Source organism: Gordonia malaquae (assembly GCF_037148075.1).
In the GTDB taxonomy this organism is placed as follows: Bacteria; Actinomycetota; Actinomycetes; order Mycobacteriales; family Mycobacteriaceae; genus Gordonia; species Gordonia malaquae.
The window spans coordinates 1,016,447-1,042,604 of record NZ_JBBCUB010000001.1; the positions used below are offsets into that span (position 1 = coordinate 1,016,447).

At 66.5% G+C, this 26,158-nt stretch carries 20 protein-coding genes; 5 read left to right on the forward strand and 15 right to left on the reverse strand.

Translation table 11 applies throughout. The features are described from left to right. The first annotated feature begins 4 nt into the window (after positions 1-4). A complete protein-coding gene (locus WFK36_RS05050; RefSeq protein WP_336790234.1) occupies positions 5-3,199 on the forward strand; it encodes an ATP-binding protein in 3,195 nt (1,064 codons plus the stop codon). Here the strand turns inward: WFK36_RS05050 and WFK36_RS05055 are convergent. The 3 genes from WFK36_RS05055 to WFK36_RS05065 form a co-directional block, all read right to left on the reverse strand. Continuing rightward, positions 3,192-4,019, reverse strand: coding sequence for an ABC transporter permease (locus WFK36_RS05055; RefSeq protein WP_336790236.1), 828 nt, complete (start codon positions 4,017-4,019; stop codon positions 3,192-3,194). The two genes, WFK36_RS05050 and WFK36_RS05055, sit on opposite strands and share 8 nt — an antisense overlap. A gap of 18 nt (positions 4,020-4,037) precedes the next feature. Beyond that, entirely contained in the window at positions 4,038-5,024 is a 987-nt protein-coding gene (locus WFK36_RS05060; protein WP_336790238.1) for an ATP-binding cassette domain-containing protein, read from the reverse strand. A 71-nt stretch (positions 5,025-5,095) separates the two neighbouring features. Beyond that, entirely contained in the window at positions 5,096-6,289 is a 1,194-nt protein-coding gene (locus tag WFK36_RS05065; RefSeq protein ID WP_473828763.1) for a GNAT family N-acetyltransferase, read from the reverse strand. A 415-nt stretch (positions 6,290-6,704) separates the two neighbouring features. On the opposite strand from WFK36_RS05065, the gene WFK36_RS05070 reads away from it, so the two are divergent. Beyond that, complete coding sequence (locus tag WFK36_RS05070; protein ID WP_008380258.1) at positions 6,705-7,211, forward strand: cold-shock protein; 507 nt, start codon at positions 6,705-6,707, stop codon at positions 7,209-7,211. Positions 7,212-7,248: 37 nt separating this feature from the next. After that, the gene (locus WFK36_RS05075; protein ID WP_336790240.1) at positions 7,249-8,511 is read left to right on the forward strand and encodes a deoxyguanosinetriphosphate triphosphohydrolase; all 1,263 of its coding nucleotides are present in this window, start codon (positions 7,249-7,251) and stop codon (positions 8,509-8,511) included. Between the two features lie 9 nt (positions 8,512-8,520). Here WFK36_RS05075 and WFK36_RS05080 read toward each other — a convergent pair whose 3' ends face one another. The 7 genes from WFK36_RS05080 to WFK36_RS05110 all read right to left on the reverse strand — a co-directional run bounded on the left by WFK36_RS05080 (position 8,521) and on the right by WFK36_RS05110 (position 17,078). Then, positions 8,521-9,684, reverse strand: a complete 1,164-nt coding sequence (locus tag WFK36_RS05080; protein ID WP_336790242.1) for an MFS transporter — start codon at positions 9,682-9,684, stop codon at positions 8,521-8,523. Further along, positions 9,681-10,397, reverse strand: coding sequence for a DUF6319 family protein (locus WFK36_RS05085; protein ID WP_336790244.1), 717 nt, complete (start codon positions 10,395-10,397; stop codon positions 9,681-9,683). The genes WFK36_RS05080 and WFK36_RS05085 overlap by 4 nt, the downstream gene beginning before the upstream one ends. A gap of 98 nt (positions 10,398-10,495) precedes the next feature. Then, entirely contained in the window at positions 10,496-13,846 is a 3,351-nt protein-coding gene (locus WFK36_RS05090; protein ID WP_336790246.1) for a DEAD/DEAH box helicase, read from the reverse strand. Positions 13,847-13,929: 83 nt separating this feature from the next. Continuing rightward, entirely contained in the window at positions 13,930-14,658 is a 729-nt protein-coding gene (locus WFK36_RS05095) for a hypothetical protein (protein ID WP_336790248.1), read from the reverse strand. 90 nt (positions 14,659-14,748) lie between these two features. Further along, on the reverse strand, positions 14,749-15,321 hold the full coding sequence (locus WFK36_RS05100; protein ID WP_336790250.1) for an excalibur calcium-binding domain-containing protein: 573 nt from the start codon (positions 15,319-15,321) through the stop codon (positions 14,749-14,751). Between the two features lie 143 nt (positions 15,322-15,464). After that, on the reverse strand, positions 15,465-16,445 hold the full coding sequence (locus WFK36_RS05105; protein WP_336790252.1) for an ADP-ribosylglycohydrolase family protein: 981 nt from the start codon (positions 16,443-16,445) through the stop codon (positions 15,465-15,467). Positions 16,446-16,460: 15 nt separating this feature from the next. Then, positions 16,461-17,078 (reverse strand): hypothetical protein, encoded by a 618-nt coding sequence (locus WFK36_RS05110; protein WP_336790254.1) that lies wholly within the window; start codon positions 17,076-17,078, stop codon positions 16,461-16,463. 149 nt (positions 17,079-17,227) lie between these two features. Here WFK36_RS05110 and WFK36_RS05115 point away from each other — a divergent pair, with 149 nt between their 5' ends. Beyond that, positions 17,228-17,539 carry a DUF2470 domain-containing protein gene (locus WFK36_RS05115; protein ID WP_336790256.1) on the forward strand — a complete coding sequence of 104 codons (312 nt, stop codon included), beginning with the start codon at positions 17,228-17,230 and terminating at the stop codon, positions 17,537-17,539. Positions 17,540-17,554: 15 nt separating this feature from the next. Here the strand turns inward: WFK36_RS05115 and WFK36_RS05120 are convergent, their stop codons facing one another. From WFK36_RS05120 to WFK36_RS05140, 5 genes are all read right to left on the reverse strand, one after another. Further along, positions 17,555-20,950: an ATP-binding protein gene (locus tag WFK36_RS05120; protein WP_336790258.1), complete on the reverse strand. Its 3,396-nt coding sequence runs from the start codon at positions 20,948-20,950 to the stop codon at positions 17,555-17,557. Next, positions 20,947-21,546 (reverse strand): DUF4194 domain-containing protein, encoded by a 600-nt coding sequence (locus tag WFK36_RS05125; protein ID WP_336790260.1) that lies wholly within the window; start codon positions 21,544-21,546, stop codon positions 20,947-20,949. The genes WFK36_RS05120 and WFK36_RS05125 overlap by 4 nt, the downstream gene beginning before the upstream one ends. Continuing rightward, the gene (locus WFK36_RS05130; protein ID WP_336790262.1) at positions 21,543-23,045 is read right to left on the reverse strand and encodes a DUF3375 domain-containing protein; all 1,503 of its coding nucleotides are present in this window, start codon (positions 23,043-23,045) and stop codon (positions 21,543-21,545) included. Before WFK36_RS05130 ends, WFK36_RS05125 begins: the two co-directional genes overlap by 4 nt. Before the next feature lie 51 nt (positions 23,046-23,096). Then, on the reverse strand, positions 23,097-23,450 hold the full coding sequence (locus tag WFK36_RS05135) for a VOC family protein (RefSeq protein WP_008380235.1): 354 nt from the start codon (positions 23,448-23,450) through the stop codon (positions 23,097-23,099). Between the two features lie 89 nt (positions 23,451-23,539). Next, a complete protein-coding gene (locus WFK36_RS05140; RefSeq protein WP_008380233.1) occupies positions 23,540-24,238 on the reverse strand; it encodes a chymotrypsin family serine protease in 699 nt (232 codons plus the stop codon). 387 nt (positions 24,239-24,625) lie between these two features. Between WFK36_RS05140 and WFK36_RS05145 the strand changes: the two genes are divergently transcribed. After that, positions 24,626-25,993 carry an FAD-binding oxidoreductase gene (locus WFK36_RS05145; protein WP_336790266.1) on the forward strand — a complete coding sequence of 456 codons (1,368 nt, stop codon included), beginning with the start codon at positions 24,626-24,628 and terminating at the stop codon, positions 25,991-25,993. Positions 25,994-26,158: the final 165 nt, after the last annotated feature.

Here is a 26,158-nt window from a genome sequence, read left to right on the forward strand (position 1 = left end):
AGAAATGTCGTCTGACGGTCGGAATCCTCTCGTGCCGCCGATGATCGAGGTGCTCGGTCCGGTCACCGTGGACGGACGTGCCGTGCCGGGTGTTCGCGCCCGCAGGCTCCTTGTCGCGTTGGTACTCGCAGGTGGACGTCCCGTGTCGACGGCCGCGCTCATCGACGACGTGTGGGGCGGGGATCGACCCAGATCGGCGCAGTCGGCCCTTCACACTCAGATATCCCGACTGCGCCCACTGCTGGGCGGCGCGGACCTCGCAGGTTCGGACGGCTTCTATCGGCTCACCGGTGCAGTCACTGACATCGAATCGGTGGAAAGGCTCCTGACGCAAGCTGATCCGCAGGCAGCAGAACGCATGTGGCGCGGCATCCCCGGCGCCGACCTCGGCGCCGACGACGGTCCCGGAGAGCGTCTCAGAGCCGAAGCCGACCGATTGCGGATCCGTGTCGACGATGCTCGGGCACATTCGGCGTTCACCTCGGGCGACTACGCGACGGCGTCCGACATCGCCCGTTCCCGGATAGCCGACGACTTTCTCGACGAATCCGCCCACGTGCTGCTGATGCGCGCGCTCGCTGCGCAAGGGCGAACGAACGAGGCGTTCGCTGTGTTCGCCGCGCTCCGGCGAACACTGGCGGAAGAGCTCGGCGCGGATCCGGGTGTCGAGGCGACGGCTCTCAACGCCGAACTCGCCGCCGGAAGACCTCAGACCAAGTCCGCCCGTAGGCCCCCGCGGCTGCGTGCCGAGCCGTTGATCGGACGGGCCGGGGACCTCGCGTCACTTCACGACCTGATCGCCCGGCATCGGGTCGTGACCGTTCTCGGTCCCGGTGGCGTCGGCAAGACGAGCATCGCGTCCTCGCTCGGCGACGATCTCTCCGACAGCGGTGCAACGGTCTTCTACGTGCCGCTCGCCGCCGTCCGTGATGACGACGACCTGGTCGGTGTGGTGGCGTCCGCGCTCGGCGTCGGCGAATCGGACGTGCGCAACTCGTCGGTTCCCAGACTGCATCTGCGTGACCTCACCGACAGCCTCGGCGATGCTCTGCGAGCTGTCGACGCCGTCCTCATTCTCGACAACTGCGAGCAGGTGATCGACGCCTGTGCAGGTCTGGTCCGGGGCCTGATCGCCGCTCTGCCCGCACTCCGCGTCGTCGTGACGAGTCGTTCGCCCTTGCTCATCGGCGCCGAGCAGGTGTATCGGCTGCCCGTGCTCGACACGGCCGGGGCGGCATCGGCCGGGGTGGAACTGTTCACCGCCCGCGCACTGTCCGTACGACCGGACGCCGACTTCGATCCGGTCGCGGTCGCCACACTGTGCGCTCACCTCGACGGTGTGCCGCTGGCCATCGAACTGGCGGCCGCTCGAACCCGCGTGATGAGCGTCGGCGAGATCAGCGACGGCTTGGCCGAGCGGTTTCAACTCCTCCGATCTGCCGACCGAACGGCGCCGCATCGCCATCGGACTCTCGAAGCGGTCATCGACTGGAGCTGGGATCTGCTGGACGACGACGCGCGGGTCGCGCTGCGCCGCACGTGTCTGTTTCCGGACGGCTTCTCGCGCGCCGCGGCAGCCGCCGTCGTCGGAGCGTCGGGGGCGGCGTTGGCCGACGCGCTGACGGCGTTGGTCGACCAATCGTTGCTGCAGGTGGACGAGGCCGACGGCCGCACCCGTTACCGGATGCTCGAGATGGTTCGGGAGTTCGGAGAGCGACGCGCGGCCGATGCGGGGGAAGTCGCCGAGACGACCGCGCGAATGGGGCGGTGGGCGCGTGAAACCTGCCGAGACATTCGCAGTCGCTACGACGAGTCTCCGGACACTGTGCTCGCGGCGGAGGTGGACGTCGAGAGCGAGAATCTCGTATGGGTTCTGCGACGAGCAGTCGCAGCCGCAAGCCCCCATGCCATCGACACCGTCGTCACAGTCTTTCCGGTGATCGCAGCTTTCTGGGCGAGCCGAGGACTGCACCAGGAGGTCGGCTCCTGGGGCGTCCGCGTCGTCGACGTACTCGCGACGCCCCCGGCTGACCCGGACGATGAGACGCGGACCAACTGGGAGCTGACTCTGCTGATCAGCGCTGTGCACCTGCTCCCACTCCGGGACCTGCGTCGGGTCGCGACCGCGTCGTATCTCCTGCGTCGGCTGCATCGACCGGAGCGCACCTTCGAGGACGTGGTGGAGTTTCTTGTCGCCGTGGCGTTGGCGCGACGTCCGACACGGGCGTACCGGACCGTCCTGCGCGGCCTCGAGTCGCATCGGCCAAGCGGTGTCCGATGGGCGGCGCTGACGATCCGGTTCAACGTGCGCGAAAATGCGGGCGACCTCGACGGGGCGCTCGCTGACAGTGTTGAGGTCGCAGCGCTCGCCCAGCATCCGGACTCGTTCGCGGCGGCGATGACCGACATGACGACGGCCAGCGTCATCGGACAGCAGGGACGCTGGGCCCAGGCTCTGGCTCTGTATGAGCGGGCCGTCGCCCGGTTGAACAAGCTCGGCGCGGTCGACGACGCACGACAGGTGGACGGCTACATCATCGCGATGCTGCTTTCCCTGGGCGAACTCGACCGTGCCAGGGTGGCGATCGACGAACTCAGCGGCGGTTGGAAACCGACCGACCCGACGCCGCAGGGGAATCCGGAGACGGTCGCGCTGATGATGATCGTGATGGCCGAATACCAGCGGCTCGCTTCCAGCGAACCGGTCGACGCCGTCGTCGGACTTTTGCGGCGAGCCGCCGACCTCCTGCTCGGGCAGAGCGACGACACATCGCGGGACCCCGGTCTGATGGGCTGCGTGACGGCCACGGTCGCCGCGAGGATCAGGCTGGATTCGACCGACGGCGTCGACGAATGCCTTCTGGCACTCGCCGACGCCGTGTTGTCGATGCGCGACCACGCAGGCTGGGTCGATGTCCCGCACTCCGCGGGCGTCGCCTATGTCAGCGGCGTCCGGCGCTGCCTTCGAACACCAGGCGACCTCGTGGGTGCGCGGTGGATGGCGCTGGGTCTGCGACTGCGACCGCGTCACGACTACCCGGCCATTCACGAATTGATCGGCGACGCCCAGAGCTTGTCCGGCTGCCGTCCGCACGAATGGGAGGCGGTCGTCGCCGACACCGCGTCACTGTCACGGAAGAAGGCGCTCGACGAACTGCACGAGCAGTTCGCCGAGCTCCGGTCCGTGGATGTCACTTAGCGGTGCGGATGTACGCCCTGACCGCAAGCGGCGCGAAGATCACAACGATCACGGCGGCGCCGACCAGACTCCAGAGGACGTGCGTGCCGACGTGGCCGTCGTTGCAGAGTTCACGAACCGCCGACACGAGATGACTGATCGGATTGACGTTCACGAAGCTGCGCAACCAACTCGGCATGGTCTCGACAGGCACGAACGCGTTCGACATGAAGGTGAGCGGAAACATGATGAGCATCGAGACGCCCTGGACTGACGACGCCTTGCTCATGAGGCAGCCCATCAGCGCGAAGATCCACGAGACTGCGAAGCTGCAGATCAAGACGAGGACGACGGATCCGAGGACGCCGAGCGGTTCAGGACGCCAGCCCATCGCGATGCCGACCGAGAACGTGATGACGCTCGCCAACAGGTAGCGGACCACATCCGCCAACAGGGCGCCGGCGAGTGGACTGATTCGTGCGATCGGCAGAGAGCGGAACCTGTCGAACACACCCTTGTTCATGTCCTCACGCAACTGAGTGCCGGTCACGATGGAGGTGACGATGACAGTCTGCACGAGGATGCCCGGGATGATGACCGGCAGGTAGGAGCTGACGTTGCCGCTGATCGCGCCGCCGAATATGTAGGTGAACATCAGCGTGAAGATGATCGGCTGCAGCACGACGTCGAAGAACTGTTCGGGGTTGCGGCGCATTTTGACGAGGCCGCGGAACGCGAACGAGAACGACTGTCGGACGGCGTCGGCGACGCTGACCGACGTTCTTGCGGCACTGCGGACCGAGTCGATGCTGATCGACGTCCGCTCGAGAGTTGTGGTCATGGTGAAGGGTCCTTTCGCTCAGTCGCGGCCGGTGATGGTGAGGAACACCTCGTCCAAGCTGGGCTTGGACACGGCTATCTCGTCGACGGTGATGTCGCGGTCCCGGAGGGCGATGAGGAGGTCGGGCACCAGATCTTGTCGGTGCAGGGGAGTGGTGACGCGGCCGGCTTCGGCGCTCAGCGTCGCCGGTTCACCGAGGACCGTCTCGGCGAGCTCGGCGACGGCCGCGGCGTGGGCGTGATCGACGGGTGTGAGAGTCAAGGTGCTGGTGCCGATCGACTGCTTGAGTTCGTCGGCTGTTCCGTCGGCGATCACTCGACCGTGGTCGATGACGGCGATGCGGTCTGCCAGCTGGTCTGCCTCGTCGAGGTACTGCGTGGTGAGCAGGACCGTGGAACCCTGGGCGACCAGCTTGCGGATCGTCTCCCACATCTGGGCGCGTGTGCGAGGGTCGAGGCCGGTCGTCGGTTCGTCGAGAAACAACAGGGGAGGCGTGTCGATCAGACTCGCCGCGAGGTCCAGACGTCGCCGCATACCGCCCGAGAAGTCCTTGAGTGGCCGATCTGCGGCTTCGTCGAGGGCGAAGTCGGTGAGAAGCTCCTCGGCGCGAGCCTTCGACTGACTCCGCGACTTGCCGAGCAGCCTCCCGAACAGGACGAGATTCTGGCGAGCGCTCAGATCCTCGTCGACGGACGCGTACTGGCCGGTCACCCCGATCAGGGATCGGACGGCGACTGCATCCCGGACCACGTCGTATCCGAAGACAGTCGCGTCTCCGGCATCGGGCCGCAGGAGTGTCGCGAGCATGCTGACGGTGGTCGTCTTGCCTGCCCCGTTGGGGCCGAGGACCCCGTAGACGGAACCAGTGGGAACCTGCAGATCGACGCCGTCGACTGCCGTGTTGTCGCCGAAACGTTTGACGAGGCCGCGGGCGTCGATCGCGAGTTCGGCGCTCGCCCTCGACGTCGATGCGGTGGCGCCGTGCGGCGCGAGAATTGAAGTCATGCCGAGCACTCTGCTCGGTCGACCTGTCGTGGCCCTTACGTCGTCTTACACGGGACTGTCGTGGTCTGACATCAGAACATGGTGCCCGAGAACGGAGCGTGGTCGGTGGCGAAGAGGACGTCGAGTGTGCTGATCGCGCCGGGGTCGGGCGGGCTCGAACCTTCGTGCAGCCGCCCTGCTGCGGCGAGTTGCCGCCAGCGTGTTCCGCCGAGGTAGACCGATGCCAAGTCCGTCACGTCGACGGTGACGTCCGGCGCGTTCGAGCTGCGCTCTGCGCCGTCTGCGGTGATTCGATACCGTCCCGCATTCGACGGGAGTCGATGGTCGAGTACCGCGATCGTGACGGGTCGTCCCGGGCCGTAGGTGCGGGCGGCCAGCGCAGTCTCGACGTCGACGAGTCGGAGCCAGATCTCGTCGCGGACCTCGCCGAGGTGCACCGACCGCTGGTCGGTCACCAGCAGTGGCAGTGGATCGTCGACGGGCAGGGACGCGACGGTGATGGTGTCGACAAGATCGAGGCCGAACAGGTGCGCCCACAATCCGCGGTGGGCGTCGCCGGTGAGAGCGACGAAATCGGTGACCTGGATGGTCCGATTCCGGCTGGTCCACCACGTCGCGGAGTCGAGCGGACGGTAGACGGCGTACCCGTCGTCGACGCCGTCGGTGCTGTGGACGATCACGTATCGCAGCGGCTCCGCGTGCGCCCGCCGTTCGGCATTGACCCACCACGACGCCGAGCGCGTGGTCGCGCCGGCCGTCGTGACCCGTTCGTGGATTGCGGCCAACGACGAGGTGTCGACGGCGTCCGCGATCCGCACCGTGCCGGCGCGGTCGGGAAGCTCGCGCAGACCGGTTCGGACACGATCGATCCGCGCCGGGCGGCTGTACGACGCGACTCCGTATCCGTACCGCCCGTAGATCACCGCCTCGGATGCACGCAGGGTCGCGACCGCTTCGCCACGAGCGGCGGCGTCGCTGAACTGCCTGGTGATGAGGGCGGTCAGCACACCACGTCGGCGATGTGTCGGCAGTACGCCGATGTGAGTGATCGCCGCATGGGCCAGTCGCGCCCCGCCCGGCACCGTCAGCGATGTGGCGTACGAGTCGGCGCCGCCCACGATCTGTTCGCCGTCGAACGCGCCGAAGTATCGGCCCTCCTCGGTGATCGTCGCCGCGTCCAGGTCGCCGAAGTCGAGTCCGATCATGGCTCGCCCGAACACGGCGAATGCTTCTCGCACCTGGTCGGGGGTGGTGAGACGGTCGATCCGGACATCGTTGCTGCGCTCGTGGACAGTCACGCTGCCGAATGTAGTGGACTGATTGTCGATGGCGCCGAGCTAGTGTCGCGTGTTGAAAGTTCCTTAGTGGTTGGCAGCGCCGCGCTGCACACCTGGCGGCGTTGTCGTCGGTCGCGATACCTACCCGGTATCCCTCCCTCCTCCGCCTTGCCAGCTGCACAGCGGAGCGCCACCAACCGTCGAGGAACTTTCAACACGCGACACCAGATCCGCTGTCTTCGGGGTGTCGGTCGATCCGTATCGGACATCAGAGAGTGATTCACGTCTAGACCAGGCGTTTTCTCTAGGTGCGAAAGCCTCTGATAAGGCATGATTGACCGAGAGTGCGCTGCGCGGGCAAGGGGTCCGCGATGTGGGCGCATATTCAGAGAGTGAGATTGTGGTGGCTGTCAGCGGCAAGGTTGTGCATTTCGACTCGAATCGCGGGTTCGGATTCCTGGCACCGGTCGACGGTGGGGACGACGTGTTCCTGCACATCAATGACATCAGCATCGACGAGAACCTGCTGCGCCCCGGCGCAGTCGTGGAGTTCGACGTCGAGAGCACCGACCGTGGCTCGAAGGCCACGAACGTGAAGGTGACCGAGGAGGCTCCGGCAGGCGATCCCGCCGCCGAGCGCGCTCACCGTCGTGAAGACACCCGTGGCCGTTTCGGCGACCGTGACCGTGGAGATCGCGGCGACCGTCGTGACCGCTTCGATCGCAACGACCGCGGTGATCGCGGCGACCGCGGCCCGCGTCGTCCGAGCCGCACTGCGGGCGGCCCGCTGTCGAACGAGATCACCGAGCTGCTCCTCGACTCGTCGCCCGACCTGACCGCGCGTCAGATCACGGCGATCCGTTCGCGGATCCTCGACCTCGCCGCTGCGCGCGGGTGGTCGAACGATTAATTCCGCATCTGCTGGTCGGTTCGCGGCGGACCCGCCGATGGCGGTGTACAACGCCGACGATGTCGAGCGCATGGTGGTCGAAGCGCCCAAGCTCACCGTCGTCGATCCCACAACCGACCATCGGAGCGACTTCGCCCGCGACCGCGCCCGCGTGCTGCACTCGGCAGCGCTCCGGCGTCTCGCGGACAAGACGCAGGTCGTCGGGCCGCGTGAGGGTGACAATCCCCGCACGCGCCTGACGCATTCTTTGGAAGTGGGTCAGATCGGCCGCGGAATCGCGGTCGGTCTGGGCTGCGACCCCGACCTCGTCGAGTTGGCCGGCCTCGCGCACGACATCGGACACCCGCCGTACGGGCACAACGGTGAACGTGCGCTGGAGGAGGTCGCACGCGAACGAGGCGGATTTGAAGGCAACGCGCAGAATCTGCGCATCCTCACCGCGCTCGAACCCAAGATCCTCTGGCCGGACGGGCAGAGTGCGGGTCTCAATCTCACCCGAGCATCCCTCGACTCCACACTGAAGTACCCGTGGTCGCGCACTTCACCCGGCAGCAAGTACGGCGCCTACGTCGAAGACGAAGCTGCGCTCGACTGGGTTCGTTCCGGCGCGCCGGACGGCCGACGGTGCCTCGAAGCCCAGGTCATGGACTGGTCTGACGATGTGGCGTACTCGGTCCACGATCTGGAGGACGGGGTGATCGGTGGACGCATCGATCTCCGGCAACTCGGCTCACACGAAGATCAGGCGGCACTCGCGGACCTCGGCATGCAGTACTTCGGCGGGGACGACCGGGAGTCGTTGGTCGACGCCGCGCAGCGGCTGTCCGAGATGGACATCTTCGCCCAGCTCGGTGACTTCGACGGTTCCCTCGACGCATCCGTGCGCCTCAAACGACTCACCTCGGAACTGATCGGGCGTTTCGCGTCGACCGCGATCACCTCGACCCGAAGAGCCGTGGACTTTCAGCCGGTCAGCCGATACGACGCCGACCTCTGCGTGCCCGACGACGTCGCCGCCGAGGTGGCGGTGCTCAAGACCGTCGCACTGCGCTTCATCTTCTCCGATCCGCGGCACCGGGCCCGCCAGGACCGCCAGCGCGAACGCATCCATCGCGTCGCCGAGATGCTGCTCGTCACCTCGCCCGGCGGCCTCGATCCGTTCTTCGCCGCGCGGTGGAATCGGGCGCAGAACGACGACGAACGCATGCGCATCGTGATCGACCAGATCGCGTCGATGACCGAGGGCCGCCTCGAACGCCTCGACAAGTCGAGTGCCGAGGTGCAAGCCCACCTCGGTTGAGTTCGAGTGTCAGCGGGCGGCGTGCATCCCCGACCGGATCTGGACTGCGCGGATCGCGGCGCACAGGACGGCACCGCCGGCGAGGCCGAGGATCGGCGCGGTGATGCCCGCCGCAGGCTGAATCGCGCGGAGCAGGACCGGTAGGCCGAAGCCGAGGTATGTGCCGACGTAGAACACGCCGGTCGCGAGTCCCGCTCGGTCGGTCGGGGCGTTTGTCTCGACGTCGAGCAGACCTTCGCGTAGGCACAGGCCGTAACCGGAGCCGAGCACGACGGATGCCGCCACGAACGCGATCGGCGACGGATCCGAACCTGATGCGGCGACCACTGCGAAGCCCACGGTGGCGAGAAGGGCGCCGCCGACGCCACAGCGCGGACCCCATTCGCCTCTCCGTGCAAACACCTGAATCGCGACGCCGGACCCGAGGGCGAGGACTGCCGCGACACCCGGCACCCACGGGCCGTCGAAGTCGGACATGCGTGCGGCCATCGTCACGACCGATGTGGTGACCGCGGAGAACACCCACAGAGACATCGGCAGACTGGTCACCAGTGCGCGGCGCAGGCTGCGTGTGTCCTCGTCGGCCCGCCGGGCACGAGCCGATCGGGTGTGCCGCTCCGATGGGACGCCGAATCCGGCCACAACAGCCAGTGCGGAGCCGGTCACGGTCACGACGAACGGTGCGACCACGGCAGCGGACCCGCTGAACTGGGCGATCAGACCGGAGACGAGTGGGCCGATGCCGAACCCCGCAGTCAACGTCGCGCCTGCAGCGACAGTCCCGCGCGCTCCTCCGAGGTCCGCTGCCCAGGCGGTGCCCGCGCTGACGGCGAGACCAACACCTAGACCGACCGCGAAGCGTCCGACGAACACTCCCGGTTCGGTGTGCCACACCAGCATCAGGAGATTGCCGAGCGCGGCACCCGCTGCTCCGGACAAGACGATCGGGCGCCTGCCCACGCGGTCGGAGATTCCGCCGCCCGTCAACAGACCGGGAAGCAGACCGACGGCGTAGATGCCGAACGCGCCTTCCAGGGCCGCGTCGGAGATGCCGCTGCGCTCGTGAAGCACCGGCATCATCGCGACGAAGTGATTGGTCGCCCAGCCCGTGGTGAACAACAGAGCGAGGACAGTCAGGAGCGGGCGACGATCCGACGAAGCGGAAGCGGTCATGGTGTGTCGAGTGCCGCGAGCGCCTGTCGTGCCTCGTCGAGTTCCCGACTGAGCTGTTCGACGCGGCGTTGGGCCTCCTCGCGGGCCGCGTTGAGAAGCGTGGTGACCGCCTCACGCGTGGAATCGTCGCCGAGACTGCGCACGGCGGCGTCGACGGCTTCCGGGGCCACCGGTCGAGACCGCTGCGGTTTGCGTGCACCCCGAACGAGGGACACGGACCATTCATTGTCTGCGGTCCCGAAGATCGTCACACTGACCGATGCGGTCGCCTTCTTCGTTGCCGCGCGCTTCGTCGCCGGCTTGGGTGCGGGCTTTGGAGGTGCGTCGCCCGGTGACGGGTTCGGCGGAACGCTCGTCTGTGCGGCCCTTGGTCGAGGCGGGGACTGAACAGGCACGGCGGCCTGCGCAGGCTTGGGCTTTCCTGGACGCTTGGGTTTCGCAGCCTCGGGTTTCGGCGGCGCGACTTTGGACATCCGCAGCTCATCGGCTTCAAATGGCAGTTCGTCGTCGACGCCCGTCGGGCTGACGGTGAGGGTGGTGCCGTCGATCGAGACGACACGCGCTGACGCGCCTTCGGCGAGACCGAGGCCCGACATCCCCTCACGGAGGTACACGGTCGCGCGTTTGCCGGTCGCCAGAGCTGTCGTCAGCATTGCGAGGTCGTCAGATGTCAGCGATTCCGACGCGGGGGCTGAACGGCGGCGCGGAGGCATGGCGTGATTCCTTCCAGGCGGTGGATTCTATGAGTACTGTCTCATACGGCTGGGGCATTGTTCGCACGGGTGTGCGAATGGTGGACGTGTGGTTCGGCTCAAGCAAACAGACTGCGTACGTCGTCGGCCGTGATGGTCCCGGAGAACGCCTCGCCGTCGTCGATCAGAGCGTTGAACAGTTCCCGTTTGCGGTTCTGCAGCTCGATGACCTTGTCTTCGATGGTGTCGACGGACGCCATGCGGTAGACCGTGACGGCGCGATGCTGCCCGATGCGGTGCGCGCGGTCGACCGCCTGCGCCTCCGCGGCAGGATTCCACCACGGGTCGGCGAGGAAGCAGTAGTCGGCGGCGGTGAGGTTGAGTCCGAATCCGCCGGCTTTGAGGCTGATGAGGAACACCTGTGTGGCGCCCCGCGCGAACTGCTCGATCTGATCCGCGCGCTTGACGACGGGTGTGGATCCGTCGATGTAGCTGTACGCGATGCCTGCCTTGTCCAGGCGTGCGGCCACCAGTCCGAGAAAGCCGGTGAAACTGCTGAACACCAGCGCGCTGTGACCCTCGTCGATCAGAATCGGCAACTGCTCGGCGAGATACTCGATCTTCGCGGACTTCACAGCTGTGTGCTCGTCGTCGACCAGCCCGGGATGCAGGCTCAGTTGGCGCAGGCGGGTGAGCGCGCGCAGGATCTGGATGCGGTTGCCGTCGAAGTCGTCGAGCAGGCCCAGTGTCTCCTGCCGATGGCGCGCCAGGTGGGTGTCGTACACCTTGCGGTGTGCCGGCTCGAGTTCCAGGTGCAGCACCTGCTCCTGCTTCTCAGGGAGGTCGGTGAGGACCTGTGACTTGGTGCGGCGCAGCATGATCGGGCGGATGCGCCGGCGGAGCAGGTCGAGCTTCTCCGGTGCCTGGCCACTCTCGATCGGGCCCGCGAAGTGATCCTTGAACAGCAACGGAGAGGGATACAGGCCGGGCGCCACGACAGACACGAGTGACCACAGTTCCATCACCCGGTTCTCCATCGGAGTGCCGGTGATCGCGAGTTTGAACGGTGCGTCGAGACGTCGTGCAGCCTGGTGCGTCTTCGCATTGTGGTTCTTCAGGAACTGCGCTTCGTCGAACACGGCGCCGTCCCACGACATGGCGGAGAACGCGTCGACGTCGAGCCGGAGGAGAGCGTACGACGTGACGACGACGTTCGCGTTCCCGACGCGGTCGTACAGCGGCGACCCCGACCGCTTCTGTGTCGCCGTGACCGTCATGACGTCGAGGTCGGGGACGAACCGCCGAACCTCGGCGGCCCAGTTCGAGATGACGCTCGTCGGCGCGACCACCAGGAATCTCGCCGTCGGATCGGCGTCGACCGCACGTTGCATCAGCGCGAGCGACTGGACCGTCTTGCCCAGACCCATGTCGTCTGCGAGCACGCCGCCGAGACCGTTGTCCCACAGGAACGACAGCCAGTCGAGCCCGTCTTGCTGGTACGGACGCAACTGAGCACGCAGACCGACCGGCGGCGCCACCGGCTCGGGCGGTTCCGCCTGGGCCAGTCGCGACATCCGATCGCGCCACGACGCGAGTTGCTCGTCGACCACCCCAAGTTCGAGGAGTTCGTCCCACAGACTCGCGTTGAGACTCTGGGACGACGCGCGGTCTCCTTCGAGTTCGCCCATGTCCCGTGCCTCCTCGAGGCGTTCCCGGAGTGTCGTCAGTTCGGGAACGTCGAGGGAGAAGTACGTGGTGTGGTCCACCATCATGTGTGTCTGACCGCTTGCGAGGGCGGCGATGACTTCGGGGAGCGGGACGCTGTGGCCGTCGACGTCGACTGTGATGGTGAGGTCGAACCAGTCGGTCGTCGCGTCGCCGGAGAAGTGAAGTGACGGAGTCTCCTCGGCACGGCGGAAGACTGGCGTGGGCCCGTCGGTGACCACGCGGATGTCCGTCCCATCAGTGATCTGCGGGACCACCTCGGTCCACAGCACGGCGGCTTCGATCTCGGTGAATCGGGACGTAGACGTGCGGAGGTGGGCGGGTGCCGATGTGAATGCGGCGTCGACGGTGCAGCCGCCTTGCAATTGTCGGAGCACCGCGTACAGGTGGTTGTACTTCTTGAAGTCTCCTCGCCAGCGGGGCAGTTCGGCCTGCAGTCGTTGCGCCGCGGCTGCCACCCACCCGTGACCCGTGCGGGCGACGGCTTCGAGCTGCGACCGGTACTGATCCCACATCGCCGCTTCGTCGCTCGGAGCGCGGTACCGCCCGGAGACGCTCCCGTCCAGCGGGTACTCCACGATCTCGCCGTCGACTTCGTAGCCGATGAGCCAGTCGGCAGTCGTCATCGCTCGCGTACCGATGCGCAGGACGGGGAACGGTCCGGTCACCGCGGTGGCCGGGAACGCGTCGGGCGCCACGTCGATCACTCGTTCCGGTGCGACTGACGCGAGTGCGTCGCGGAATTCGCCGATCTCCGATTCGGCCACCCGGAGCGACTCGTCGGATATGAGGAGCATCGATTCGGTCGGAGTGAGGTCCGGGAGTCGACCGAGATGCGCGGTTCCGTCCAGCACGGCCGCGACGCCGTGCACGCGCGGTCGGCCGATCAGTCGCCGGTGACCTTCCGTCGTGGAGACGGGCCGACCGTCGATGAGCACCTGAAGTCCGACAGCCACTCCGGAGCCCGACGGTTCGACATGCAGCGCGGTGGTGATCGGAGCATCGAGGTCGACGTGCAGCTCACGTCCGTGCGTGTGGGTGTACCGCAGCTCGACGCCTGCGTCGACGGCGTCCCGCAGGATGGACCACACGATGCTCGGCGCGTACATGAGCGACATCGACTCGTCGCTCGGGCCGTTCCCTCTCGCCGTCGATAAGAGCACGGCCAGTCGGGTGAGCGGTTCAAGGCCCACAACAGGGTCGACCTGCACGCCGTTGACGAGCTTCTTCCATGTGACTCTGGTCGACACCCACCGACCGGTCGACGACAGGACGGTGGGTCGGACCTTCACCGACGACGCGGTGGACGTGTACTCCTCGGCGAACACGAGACGCACAGGCAGAGGGGGCGTCTGGACGCGTCTGGTGTCGGCGGTGATCTCGGCGACGAGGGTCCGCCACCGTGACAGGGTCAATGTCGACGCGTCGTCTGCCTCGAAGCTTGCGGGGATCGCATCGCTGGTCGCCGCGATGATCAGCGCGGCGCAGTGCTTGCAGTTCTGCGACACCGGGCAGGTGCACGACGCGACTGCGCGCGCCCGCGGTCCGAACGTGACGGCCACCCGGCAGCGATACCGCTTTCGGCCCGACCCCTCCGAGTATCCCGACACAGTGTTGCCGACCCAGGTGATGTCGTCGATCATGCCTTTGAACGCGTAGTCGCGGCCGCGCGCGAGTGTGGGGTTGTCGAACATCGTGAGGATCGCGTCGATCCGGTCGTCGGTCCACTCTGCGGGGTAGGTCATCGACGTTCAGGATAGTGGAGTGCTCGGACCTGGATTGCGAGCGACGGCCGGGCCCCGCCACCGGCCGTCGCCCGCACGTCTGGTCAAGCCGCGTCCTCCGCGGTCCACGGCAGCTCGACTGCCAACGCCTCGATCGGTACCACATAGGTGATCACCGCGTCGAGCGGTTCTACTTCCCACGAGTCCAGCGCGACCGTGGTCCGCACCGCCGCTTCACGGAGAGCGTCTGTACAGGAGTCGCTGACGATGCTCGTCCTGTCCTCTTCGCCTTGCCGGGCGTCAGGCCACATCGGAGCCGAGGGGGCGGGAGTCGCAGTCAAGATGAGGGCACGACGCAGGTGTCGGGTCATCGCCCCGAGCATCACCGATGGGCCGTCGGCCGATGGCCCGCTCACGATCAGGAGCTCGCCCCGCTCGAAGGCGTGCTCAAGAGCGGTGACCAAGATCCGCTCGAACTCCACCCACAGACTCGCCGCCTGGTCGCCCGACGGGCGGACCGGGTCGGGGACGGGAACCAGGGCGATGTGCTCGTGTCCGGCGATGACACCGCCGAGTCGGCTGACCGGTGTCGTCGTCTCCACGCACAGCAGGTTGTTCTCACGATCGAGAACGGCGGCATCGCGATACCGGCCTTGAGCGATCGGGTCCGTGAGGATCGCTCCTGTGCCGGGGAGACCGTCGAAGAAACCGGGGTCGACGATCGTCCACGTCTGCGGGCGCTGGTCGTCCCACGTGCGGATCCTCCCGCCCAATGGTGATCCAAGTGTGACCAACGCCGTGTCCGCCGGGTCGAATGTGTCCGAGTCGATCATGTGCTTCCCCCATCTCGTGTGGAGAGAAGGATGGCCGCGATGACCGAATCGCGCAAGGGTGATTTCCACAGGTGCGGTCTTCGGTCTGGGCTAGCCTCCGTCGCAGGCCACGCCGTCCCGGTCGCGGTCGAGATCGGTGCTGTAGCCTGGCTGACCCTGGTAGAGCGGGGCTTTTCCGGCCGCGCGGACAGCGGCGCAGTCCGCGTAGTACGCGCTGCCGCTGTCCTCGGTGGTCGGCGGAGTGTATGCGGGAGTGGTTCGGCGTGGTGCGGGCGCGTCCACGTCGGGTTCGGTCGTGGCGGCCTCCGTCGGAGCCGTCGACGAGCTCTCGGCCGTGACGGTGACTGTTGTCGACGAAACGACAGTCGACGTGGCAGTCGTTGTGGTCGTTGAGACGGTGCTGCCCGACGACGAGGTGTCCACGAGAGGTGCCGGTTCGGGAGTCTTGTCGACGGGGGCGGCCAGGCCGATGAGGACGAAACCCACGAGGATCAGGCCGACTGCCACGGGGCCGCCGACCTTCCACGGCCATCGGCGCCAGATCAGCGTCGCGCCGAGCAGCCCGACGGCACCCCAGAACAGGAGCAGGCCGATCTCCTGCATCGGATCGCTCCACGCGGTGAACGCCGCGAGCACGCCGATCGCTCCGAGCACCAAGAGCACCCAGCCGCCGATCTTGGCAGCGGTACCAGGCCTGCTGGGCTCGGACGGGCCTGTTGCCGGGATCGAAAGGGTTGGCGAAAGGATTCGTCACGGCGCTGATCGTAGAGTCCGACCGACGCGGTCAATCGATCATACGACGCGAATCAGGCGTCGACAAGGCCGTCGGCGAGCGTCACCAGGTCAGCCACTCGCGCAGGTGCACCGGATCGGACCGGCCAACCGTGTATGTCCGCCTGCCACTGCTCGCTGATCGCGGATCGTCCCCACCGCGCGCCGAGAAGGCCGCCGGCGATCGCGGCGACGGTGTCGGTGTCGTCGCCGATCCGGATCGCTGTGAACAGGCCGTCTCGGACGTGATCTGCACCGTCCCCTGGGGCGTGAAGGACGGACGACGCTGCAGCCTGGAGCGCGGTGACTGTGTAACCGTTCGGCGTGAAGGTGTTCGGGTGCTGGTCGCGGGCCTCGTCGAGTATGGTGTGCCACTCGTCTCGGCGCTTCACGTCGATCAGATCGAGACCGGCGTAGACGTCGATTCGAGCGTCGACCACGGCGACCCGGATCGCCTCGCACCACAGCACACAACTGTCGGCGGCCTCGTCGTCGAAGTGGGTCAGCCGAGCGACGTTCTGGGCTGCGTCCGCCAGTGCGTTCCGATCGTCCAGGTGAGCGAGCGCAACGGGTGTCGTCCGCATCAGGGCTCCGTTTCCGCCAGTGTGCTCAGCAGTCTGCGCGAAGTCACGTGATGCGTCGAGTGTTCTCGTCGACAGCCCGGTGTCGGACGTTCCGCGATGGACGCTGCCGAGGACCTTCCGCGTCTGATTGCCGACGTCCGGCGGGTTCGACTCGAACCAGTCGAGAAACCCCGCGGCGACGTCGTCGAGCGCGGCCTGAGAGGCGAAAGTGCGATGTCGGACACCCGCCATCGCGACTCCCATGGCCATAGACGTGTCGTCGCTCCACTCGCCGGGAGCGAAGTCTCCGAGGCCACCACCACGCATGATCGGCACTCCGGTAGATGCAAGACGCAGGCTGAACTCGTACGGCACTCCGAGTGCGTCGCCGACTGCGCCACCGATGAGCGCACCACGCGCGCGGTCCAGCACCTCGCCAGTCAATGAAGTCATGCTCGATCCCTTCCGTCAGTTCTCGTCAGTCGTCTCGCGGTCAGGAACCAGGTAGGAGACGGCGACGTCCCACGGAGCGACGCCCCAGCCGTTCACCGCCGCCATAGTGAGCACACCGATGCCCGGCAGCGACTCGTCGGACGGGGGAGCGGTCACAGTCTGTCCGACCGGGTCGTCCGATGGCGGCCAGAAGTCGTTGTCGGTGGGCGTGGGAGCGGTCTCGATGAGGACGATCGGCTGTCCGTCGTTGATGAGCGCACCGGCGAGGCAGTATTCGGTTTCGGACGTTTCCCACCCACCGCGTTCGGTCACGATGATCTCAGCTCGTCCGAACGCGTCTGTTGCGATGCGCGTGACTGACGCGTTCAGCGAATCCCAGAAGTCGCCGTCGAATGCATCTGCGGGAGTGAGAGTGAAGGTGGCGTCGCCGACGGTCAGCGTCCCAGCCTCTTCGTCGAGCAGGCCGACTTCCCGAAACCGGCGCGGCGCGATCTCGGTGCGCGTGATCTGCCCGGTGCCGACCAGTGAAGCGAGTCCGTCGAAGTGGTCGACCTGCCAGATGCTCGGCGCGTCGGTCCACAGTTGGACGACGCCTGCGACGGGGACGCCGATCACGGCGGTTGTCGAGTTCATGGCGTCACCGTAGCGCGGAGGACTGACAATCCCGACGGCTCCACCCACCGAAGACGGCCCCACGAAGGAGTGAGCGGACTGTCGGTGAGGTGAGCGAACGGGGGCTTCGCGCGGCGAGCAGGGGCGATTCGAGTAGTAGGGTCTACGGCGTGCCCCACGAATTCGACGACGCCGTGATCGCCGCGGTTCTCCGTCATATGAACGATGATCACACCGACGACAATCTGCTCATCGCGCGTGCCTTCGGCGCCGTCGACGCGGCTGAACCGACCGCCGCGGTGATGACTGGATTCGACGGTGACGGCGGTGTCTGGGACGTCACCCGTGCCGGCGTCGTCAGTGAACTCCGGGTCCCGTGGCCCGGCGGCCCCATCGACGATCGTCCGGCCGTCCGACGCGAGGTGGTCGCCGTGTACGAAGCGGCATGCGACCGCCTCGGAGTGACGCAGCGCGAACACTGAGCGCTGCGTCCGCGCCTACGACTCGCGGGATCGCCGCGATTCGCGGTACTGCTCGATCGTCAGACATTGGAGCTGGGAGTAGTTGCCGCCGCGATTCTCGACGTAGCCGACCGCCGACACGAACGGTTCGATCGTGTAGATCTTCGTGAGCGGCGTGACGATCAACAGCTGCAATCCGAGCTTCGCGAACAGGGTCAGCGCGTAGCGGGCCGAATCGTCCGACCCGCGACCGAACGCTTCGTCGATCACGACGAACCGGAAGTCCCGTGAGCACGTCGCGCCCCACTTCAAGTCGAACTGGTACGCGAGGGAGGCCGCGAGGATCGTGTAGGCCAGCTTCTCCTTCTGACCTCCGGACTTGCCGTCGGAGTCGGTGTAATTCTCGTACTCGGCGTCGTCGTCGACGTACCGCTCCGACGCCGCGAAGCTCACCCAATTCCGGACATCGGTCACCAGTTCGGTCCATCGGCGATCGCTATCGGCGAAGCCCTCGCGACCGCGGAATCGTTCAACGATGGCTTTGACGAGGAGGAACTTCTCCTCGCTGTACTGCTCCTCCTCGGTGCCGATCTCCATCTCGCCGTCGCTGCATCGACGCAGATCGGCGCGGAAATCACGGATCTCCTGCGATGTGGTCGGGTTCGCCTCGAGACGGATGTAGCGCCCGGGGTTGTACTCGATGCCCGACAGCGACTCGTTGATCGTGTCGATCTTCGAGTGGATGAGATGCACTTCCTTGTTCAGCTTGGCGGCGAAGATCGCGATGTCACGGATCGCATTGGTGTTCAAGTAGTTCTTGAACTCGTCCTCGAAGCGAGGCAGATCGTCCTCGGACAGTCGACGATGCAGTTCGCGGTACTCGTCGGCCGATTTGATGTCCGCGTCGAACTCGGTGGTCAGCACCGGATGGCTTCGATTGAACTCGGACATCCGATTCACGACGCGAGTCTGGTAGGTCCCGGCGCGTGACGTGTGCTGCTCGGACGCATCGGTCAACGACTCGCCGAGCGCAGTCTCCAACTCTCCGCATTCGTCGACGGTCAGCTCGGTGTCTGTTCCGCCGTCGACCTTGGCGCGGTAGTCGTCGACCGCTGCGCTGATCGCGTCGAAGTGGGTCGAGGCGTCCCCGAAGCTGGGCTCTTCGACGGTGATGCGTGCTGTGTCCCTGGACTGCTCGGCCTGAGTGCGCGCCATCTCCAGACGCGACACCTTGTCGCGGAGGCCGTCGCGAGTCGCGTCTACCGCTGACAACTGCTCGCGGGTGGATGCGATCGTCTCGGTGATCTCGACCAACTCGTCCGACGAGTGCTCCAGGTCGGACTTCCGGCGCGTCAGGTCGGCGATCCGGGACGCGACGGACATCCAGTCGACGGCGTCGAACGTCGGATAGGCGTCGAGCCCGGTGAGTGCATTGCGCCGGTCCATCGAGCGGCGTCGGCTGTCTTCGAGCTCGGTGATCTCCGAGTTGATTCGATTGAGCTCCTCCTGGACTCGCTGTCCGGCGGTGAACAGCGCGTTCACCTTCTGCTCGTTGCTCCAACCGAGCACATAGTCGCGGTGATCATCGACCCGACGCGAGTCGTCCTTCTCGTGACGGCCGCCGCCGGAGCGAACCTGACCGCTGACGGTGACCGCGTATTCAGCGGATCGGAATTCGTCGAGCGAGTCCGCGCACACATGCCGCGCACGTTCGAAGAGTCGCCGTTCCAACCAGGCGTAGAACGGTCCCTCTTTGATGTCGAGTTTGTGCACGAGGGCGTTCGGCGGGGGAGTCGCGGCACCCTTTGCCTGCATGCGCTCGGGAACTTTGAAGTACACGAGACGACCACCGAGATGATTCGCATCGATCCAGCTCGACACCGCGTCGTACAGTTCCGTCGACACCAGCAGGGAGAGGCCGAATCCGCGCAGCACTCGTTCGGCGGCGCCCTCCCATCGGCTCTCGTCGGCGCGGACCCCGATCAGTTCGCCGACAAATGGCAGGTCGTCGTGCCCGACGCCGACACCGGTGCAGATCATGTCGCGCATCCGCAGATTGCGCTCGGGAATGTTGCTGGTCCGTCCACGCAGGCTGGCGATCTCGCCTGCGACGCGCCGCCCTTCGCCGTCGAGCTGACGACGATCGACGACCAGCTCGGTGATGGCGTTGGCGACGTCCGCGACCTCAGTGTCGAGTTCGTCGATCGCGGCGGACGCCTCCGACCGACGGTGATCGAACTGTCCACGATCTTCGACGGGGCCGAGGCCGGAGTCGTCGAGAAGTGCGGAGTACCGCTCGAACGCGGCGGCCCGCTCCTCGCGTTGACGCTGTGCGTCCGCGATCTGTGCTTCGAGCGTCGCGATGTCGTTTCCGCCGAGACCGGCCTGCTGGAATTCGAGCTCCCGCACGCTGATCCGAAGGTCGGCGAGGTCGCGCTCGGTGGCGTCCAACGCGCTGCGCGTCGCCGCGAGGTCGCGGTTGTAGGTGTCGAGGCCGTCCCCGAGCAGGTCCACACGACGCTGCGCGAAGTAGTAGCGGAGGGCCGAACGACGTTCCTTCAACTCCTCCGACATCGCGATGTGGCTGGTGTACCTGTCATGGTCGGCGAGCATCGGCGTGAGTTCGTCGAGCTGACGCCGGGCCAGGACCACCGCGTCGTGTGCCGCGGTCAGATCCTCGAAATGAGCGACCATCGTGTCGACCCAGCCGCTCGAGTCGAACGGCTCCAGCATGTGGTCGCGGACGAAGTCGTTGAGATTGCCGACCGCCTTCATCGACACCGTCTGATGGAACAACTCCATCGCCTGCTCGGAGCGGACGGCGAGCGAACGACGGTAGTCGCGCCCGTACTCGGGGAAGTGCTCGTGGATGCGGGTGCCGCCCGCGGCGAGCCGCTTCCGGAGCGCTCGGAGGTCGGTGCCGAAGTCGGCGAAATCGGCGGAGATGTCGAGAGCGCGGTCGGTGACCGTGAAGAACCGCTCGGGTTGTCCGCTGTCGTGCCGCATCGAGAAGACCTGCGCGAGAGTGACGGTCTCGTCGTATCCCTCGTTGGCGAACACTCCGAGGATCACCGAGTAGTTCGACATGCCGCGCAACGCGACCGGACGCGATGCCCCGCTGCCCTCGTTGCGCTCGGATTTGTAGTAGCCGAGCACGTACGACCGCAGGTCGCGTTCGCGCGACTCGGCGCCTGCCGCCTTGTTGTAGGCGACGCGGTGCGCCGGCATGAGCAGGGTGGTCAAGGCGTCGACGAGAGTCGACTTGCCCGAGCCGATGTCTCCGGTGAGCAGGCCGTTCTCGCCGTCCAACTCGAGTGTCCAGACCCGCTGGTCGAAGGTTCCCCAGTTGAGAACCTGGAACCTCTGGAGTCGGAAACCGGACCTCGCGGACTCGGTCGACTGCAGTTCGGTGGCGGAGAACAGGCCGGTCATCGTGTTTCCTCTCCGGCGATCGCGGCGTACTCGGCCAGGTGGGTGTCGAAGTCGGCCAGCCACTGCGCGTCGACGTACGCCTTGATGACACGACGCACCTCGTACTCGCCGTCCTGACCCGGCATGCGCCGCAGGAATCCGAGCTCGGCGACACGACGGATCGCGGTGTCGGTCTGGTCCGTCGTGCGTGCCTCGTTGGTGGTCGCAGGGAAGAACGGTGCAAGGAGTTCACGGAGTTGATCGCCGGTGAGGACCAAACGGCTGCCCGCGTCGGTGGTGTCGTACTCGGCAAGACGCTTACGCAGCAATGCCAACAGCAGAGACGTGTGCAGCGGCAGCTGATGACGCGCGACGAGACGGGGGATGCCGAGGTCGGCGAGCTCGTCGTCACTGCGAGAACGGAGGAACGCGTAGCCCTCGGCCTCGTCGATCACGACCGAGAGCCCAAGTGTGGCGACATAGTCGCTGACCTGGGCGGCGAGGCCGACCACGTGCTGCCATGTGGTCTGCCCCGAGTCGCGGTAGACAACGCCCTTCATCAACGACGTGACTGCGAGCGACAGATTCAGCTCGTCTCGTGGGACGGTGCGGCTCATGGGGTCTCCATCTCGACTGCGCTCGATGACCGGGGGGAGGTGCTCGATGAGCTGGGCGAATCGTTCGATGATCGGTTATGGGTGTAGATGACGCGGGGGACGCGGGCGGTCCGAGCATCGCCGTCGTCGTCGGTCCATGTGACCGACTCGGTGGAGGTGTCGTCGAAGATCTTGGTGAAGCTGTCGTCGGTGAGTGACAGGTACGTGATCAGCTCGGCGAGTCCCTGCGTCAGCGGCGTCACCGCGAGCACATCGGCCAAGGTGACCTGCGTGGTTCGTCGAAGAGCACGACGGACTCCGTCGATGAGTGGAGCCGGGTCGATGTGGATCTGCTCGAACAGCGCGTCGGCGTCACCGTCGGACTCGCCGTCCTCGATGCCGTCGGAATCGACCTCGAGGCTCGCGGTCGGGCGGAACAACGGCCGTTCCATCGGCAGGTGGACGCCGGGAGACGGCGAGTCGATCTCGTGTGTGAAGTCGTCGATGCGCTGATCGCGGACCGTGTACGAGGTCGCCTCGATGCTCCGCAGCAGATCCATCACGCGGCGGTTCTCCAGCCAGGCTTGGTCGTCGAGGAACCGACGAAGTTGCTCCGACAAGCGCCGGACGGTCGTCTGTGCGCGCGTCCCGGCGTCGAGCCAATCATGGTGGATGTTGGTCAGGCGCGCATCGGTGACGGTGTCGATGGACTGTGCCTCACGCACCAACTGGTCGAGTTCGTCGAGGCGGTCCGCGGACAGCAGCAGGTCGTAGAAGGCCTGGAAGCTGCGGCCCTGATCAGAGTCGGTGATCGTGGTGCGGCTGCCGACGATCTCGTCGAGCAGTTCGCCTTTGGTGCCCCGCCACGTCGCGATGCGTTCGCGCATCTGTCGGTCGAGCGTGCGGAAGTTGGCCTCGACCTCGCGGAAGTCCGAGAGGAGTGCACGCGAGACCTCACCGAACTGCTGGTACCGGTCCCGTCGCCGCGATGCGTCGAGGACGCTGACCTCACCGCGCTCGACGGCCTCTATCTCGGCGTCGATCTCGGCGCGACGGCGCCTGAGCTCGGCGAGGCGCACCTCCGGGTCGGCATTGGCGCCGTAGACGATCTGTCGGAGGAGGTCGAAGACGGTGTTCAATCGAGACTCGGTGCCGATGAACTCACGATCGGCCAGCGACCGGACCCAGGCGACCGCACGTTCGACCGCCGGCGTCGCGTCGTAATGAGGTTCGTCGCTCTCGACGACGTAGTACTTCCGCAGCCAGCCGGTGTCCGGAGCCGACCACTCGTCGAGATACCCCTTCGGTGTTCGGGGATACGTCCCGTCGCCGAGTCGTTTGTTGAGGGAGTACAGCTCGTCGTCGAGGAGACTGATCAGTCCTGACTCTGAGATCTCGCGGACGTTGTCGTCGACGAACACCCGGCCGAGGAACGACAGAACCAGCGGCGCGTTGTCCGCGCGCAGGAGTCGCCACGCCGCACTGGTCCGTCGGACAGCGACGATCTCGTCGAATTGCACGCCCGTCAGGGTATCGGCCGCGGTCGGGTGTCCGTCCTCACGGGCACCTCTTCACTCCCGGTGCTGCACGATGTTCAACAGAGTCCCGTCGGGAGCGCGAACGAAGAAGCGTCGGACGCCCCAGTCCTCCGTGGTGACCGGGTAGACGATCTCGTAGCCGCGCCGCTGTGCTTCACGATAGGCGGCGTCGACGTCGTCGGCGTGCACGGACATCGCCGAATCCTCCGGCGCAGTGAGATCCCGTGTCACCAATTGGACGTGAGCGCCTGACTCGACATCGGTGAACCGTGCGACCCAGCCGAGATTGAACTCTTCGGTCTGCAAGCCGAGAAAGTCCTGGTAGAACTCGCGCGCACTGTTGATGTCGTCGACGGTGACGTTGGTGCTTATCTTCTTCGCCCGCATCACTTCAGCGTATGCCCGCCAGACCGTCTGCCAGTCGAACAACGACGACGACCCCGCCGGGACCGGCGGGGTCGTCGGACGTCTGCGGGTCAGAGTGGGCGGAAGCCCGAACCTGCGAAGTTGGTGCGGTTCAGCGCTGCGAGGATCGTCGTCATCTTCGTCGCGACGATCGGGCTGTGGATCGGGACGGCGGGAGTGAGGCAGGGGATCGACGGGGTGCCCGCGCCTGCGATGCGCACGCCGCCGTTCAGCATTCCCACGACGCGGCGACCGACGATGATCGGCCCGCCCGAGTCGCCGTGATCGGCGCAGACGTAACTGATGGTGTCGACCCTGCTCTTCGAGAGGGTGGGGCCGCACGTGTAGCCGGTCGTTCGGCCCGATTTGCAGACCGTCGCGTACGGGCGCGGGTACGTGCCGACGCCGGTGATACGCGCACGGCCTACCTGTCGGACCGCGCGGGTGCGAGCGGGATTGAAGACGATCACGGCCACGTCGAGCGAGGCGCCCTTCGTGGCGATCGTTCCGAGAACACCCGCGCCTGGGTTGCGTTCAGATCGGATCGACGCGCCCAGGTTGCCGCAGTGTGCCGCGGTCAGACCAACGAGCCTGCCTGCACGATCGTGACCGATCGTGGTGAGTGTGCACAAGGCGTTGCCGCCGACAATGATGCCGGAGCCGCCGCCGATGGTGGCGCGGGGCGCGGCGTCAGCCGTCGCGGCGGGCATCAGCGCTGCGGTCGCGGCGACGGCTGCGACGCTCACAAGCGCCTTCTTCAAGAACTTCACGTGGTCACTCTCCATTCGGTTCCGGCCATCGGGTTCGACGGCCGGGCGGCTGGGAGACGATGCGCGGCCCGGATGGGCGTGGCGGCTCCCCCCTCGGCGAACCGGTTGCCATCCGGTTCGTAACGATTGAATCACAGGATCGTCTCAGGTAAGGCCATCGGTCTGTCCCGCGTGGCGGTCGGACCCGGGCCGCGACAGTGGCGTGCGCCACCGGGGGCGTGTGTCCTAACTCGCTTCGCGCGGTCTTGACGGCCAGATGCACGTCCGGCAGCGTTGTCGTCGGTCGCGATACCTACCGGTATCCCTCCCTCCTCCGCCTTGCCGGACGCACATCTGATCCGCCAAACCCGAGCGGCGAGTTAGGACACACGCCCTAGGGTGAGCCACATGGGATCCACCGATGTGACAGGACTGGCAGAGGCGCTCGCACCGGGGATGGTGGTGACCGACCCGGACATACTCGGCGCATACCGATTCGACCGGGCCAACGACCCCGATGCCGGGACTCCGCTTGCACTCGTCAGACCGATCACGACGGAGGACGTGCAGACCACCGTCCGCTGGTGCGCAGCCAACGGCGTGCCGATCATCACCCGCGGCGCCGGCACGAGTCTGTCCGGCGGGTCGACGGCGGTCGACGGCGCAGTCACGCTCTCCACCGAGAAGATGCGGAACCTGACGATCGACACGGCCACGCGGACCGCCGTCGCACAACCGGGTCTGCTGAATGCCGAGGTCAAGGCCGCCGCCGCAGAGAACGGGCTCTGGTATCCGCCGGATCCCTCGTCGTTCGAGATCTGCTCGATCGGCGGGAACGTCGCCACCAACGCGGGTGGCCTGTGCTGCGTGAAGTACGGGGTCACCACCGACTATGTGCTCGGACTGCAGGTGGTCCTCGCAGACGGTCGTGCGGTTCGACTCGGCGGCAAGCAGCTCAAAGACTCGGCTGGACTGCCGCTGACCAAACTCTTTGTCGGAAGCGAGGGGCTGCTCGGCATCGTGACCGAGGTGACGCTGCGACTGCTGCCGCCGCAAGCACCCGCGTGCACCGTCGTCGGATCGTTCTCAAGCGTTCGCGCGGCGAGCGAAGCGGTGCTCGCAGTGACCGCGCAGATCCGCCCGGCGATGCTCGAGTTCATGGACTCGGTATCGATCAACGCCGTCGAAGACATGCTCAAGATGGGGCTCGACCGGAACGCGGGGGCGTTGCTCGTCGCGCAATCGGACGCGCCCGGCCCCGCAGGCGAGGCGGAAGTCGCGATCATCGAGCAGGCGTTCGCGCGGTGCGGGGCCGGGGAGGTGTTCGCGACGGCGGATCCGGTCGAGTCGGCGGCGTTCACCCAGGCGCGTCGGGCCGCGATCCCTGCCGTCGAACGGCTCGGCGCGCTCCTGCTGGAGGACGTCGGCGTGCCGCTGCCCGCACTGCCTGACCTCATCGACGGCGTCGAGGCGATCGCCGCTGCCAACAGGGTGCTGATCTCCGTGATCGCGCACGCGGGTGACGGCAACACGCACCCGCTGATCGTTCACGACCCGTCCGATGCGGACGAGACGGCGCGCGCCAACGCCGCGTTCGGCCAGATCATGGACCTCGCGATCTCGCTCGGCGGCACCATCACCGGCGAGCACGGAGTCGGCAGGCTCAAGAAGGGCTGGCTTCGAGATCAGGTCGGCGACGATGTCATGGACCTCACGAAGCTCATCAAATCGGCCCTCGATCCGGCCGGGCTTCTCAACCCGGGCGTCCTGCTCTGACAGAGCGCGAAATGTGCACGTGAGCGCGAATACGTGCCGGTATAGGCCGACGTCCGGTCGCTCGCGTGTACCTTTCACGAACGATGTGATCATCAGGATGATTCATCGCTCCAATCCGAATCGTCGAAGGGCCGAGAAATGGACGTGAGGAACTGGGCTGACGAC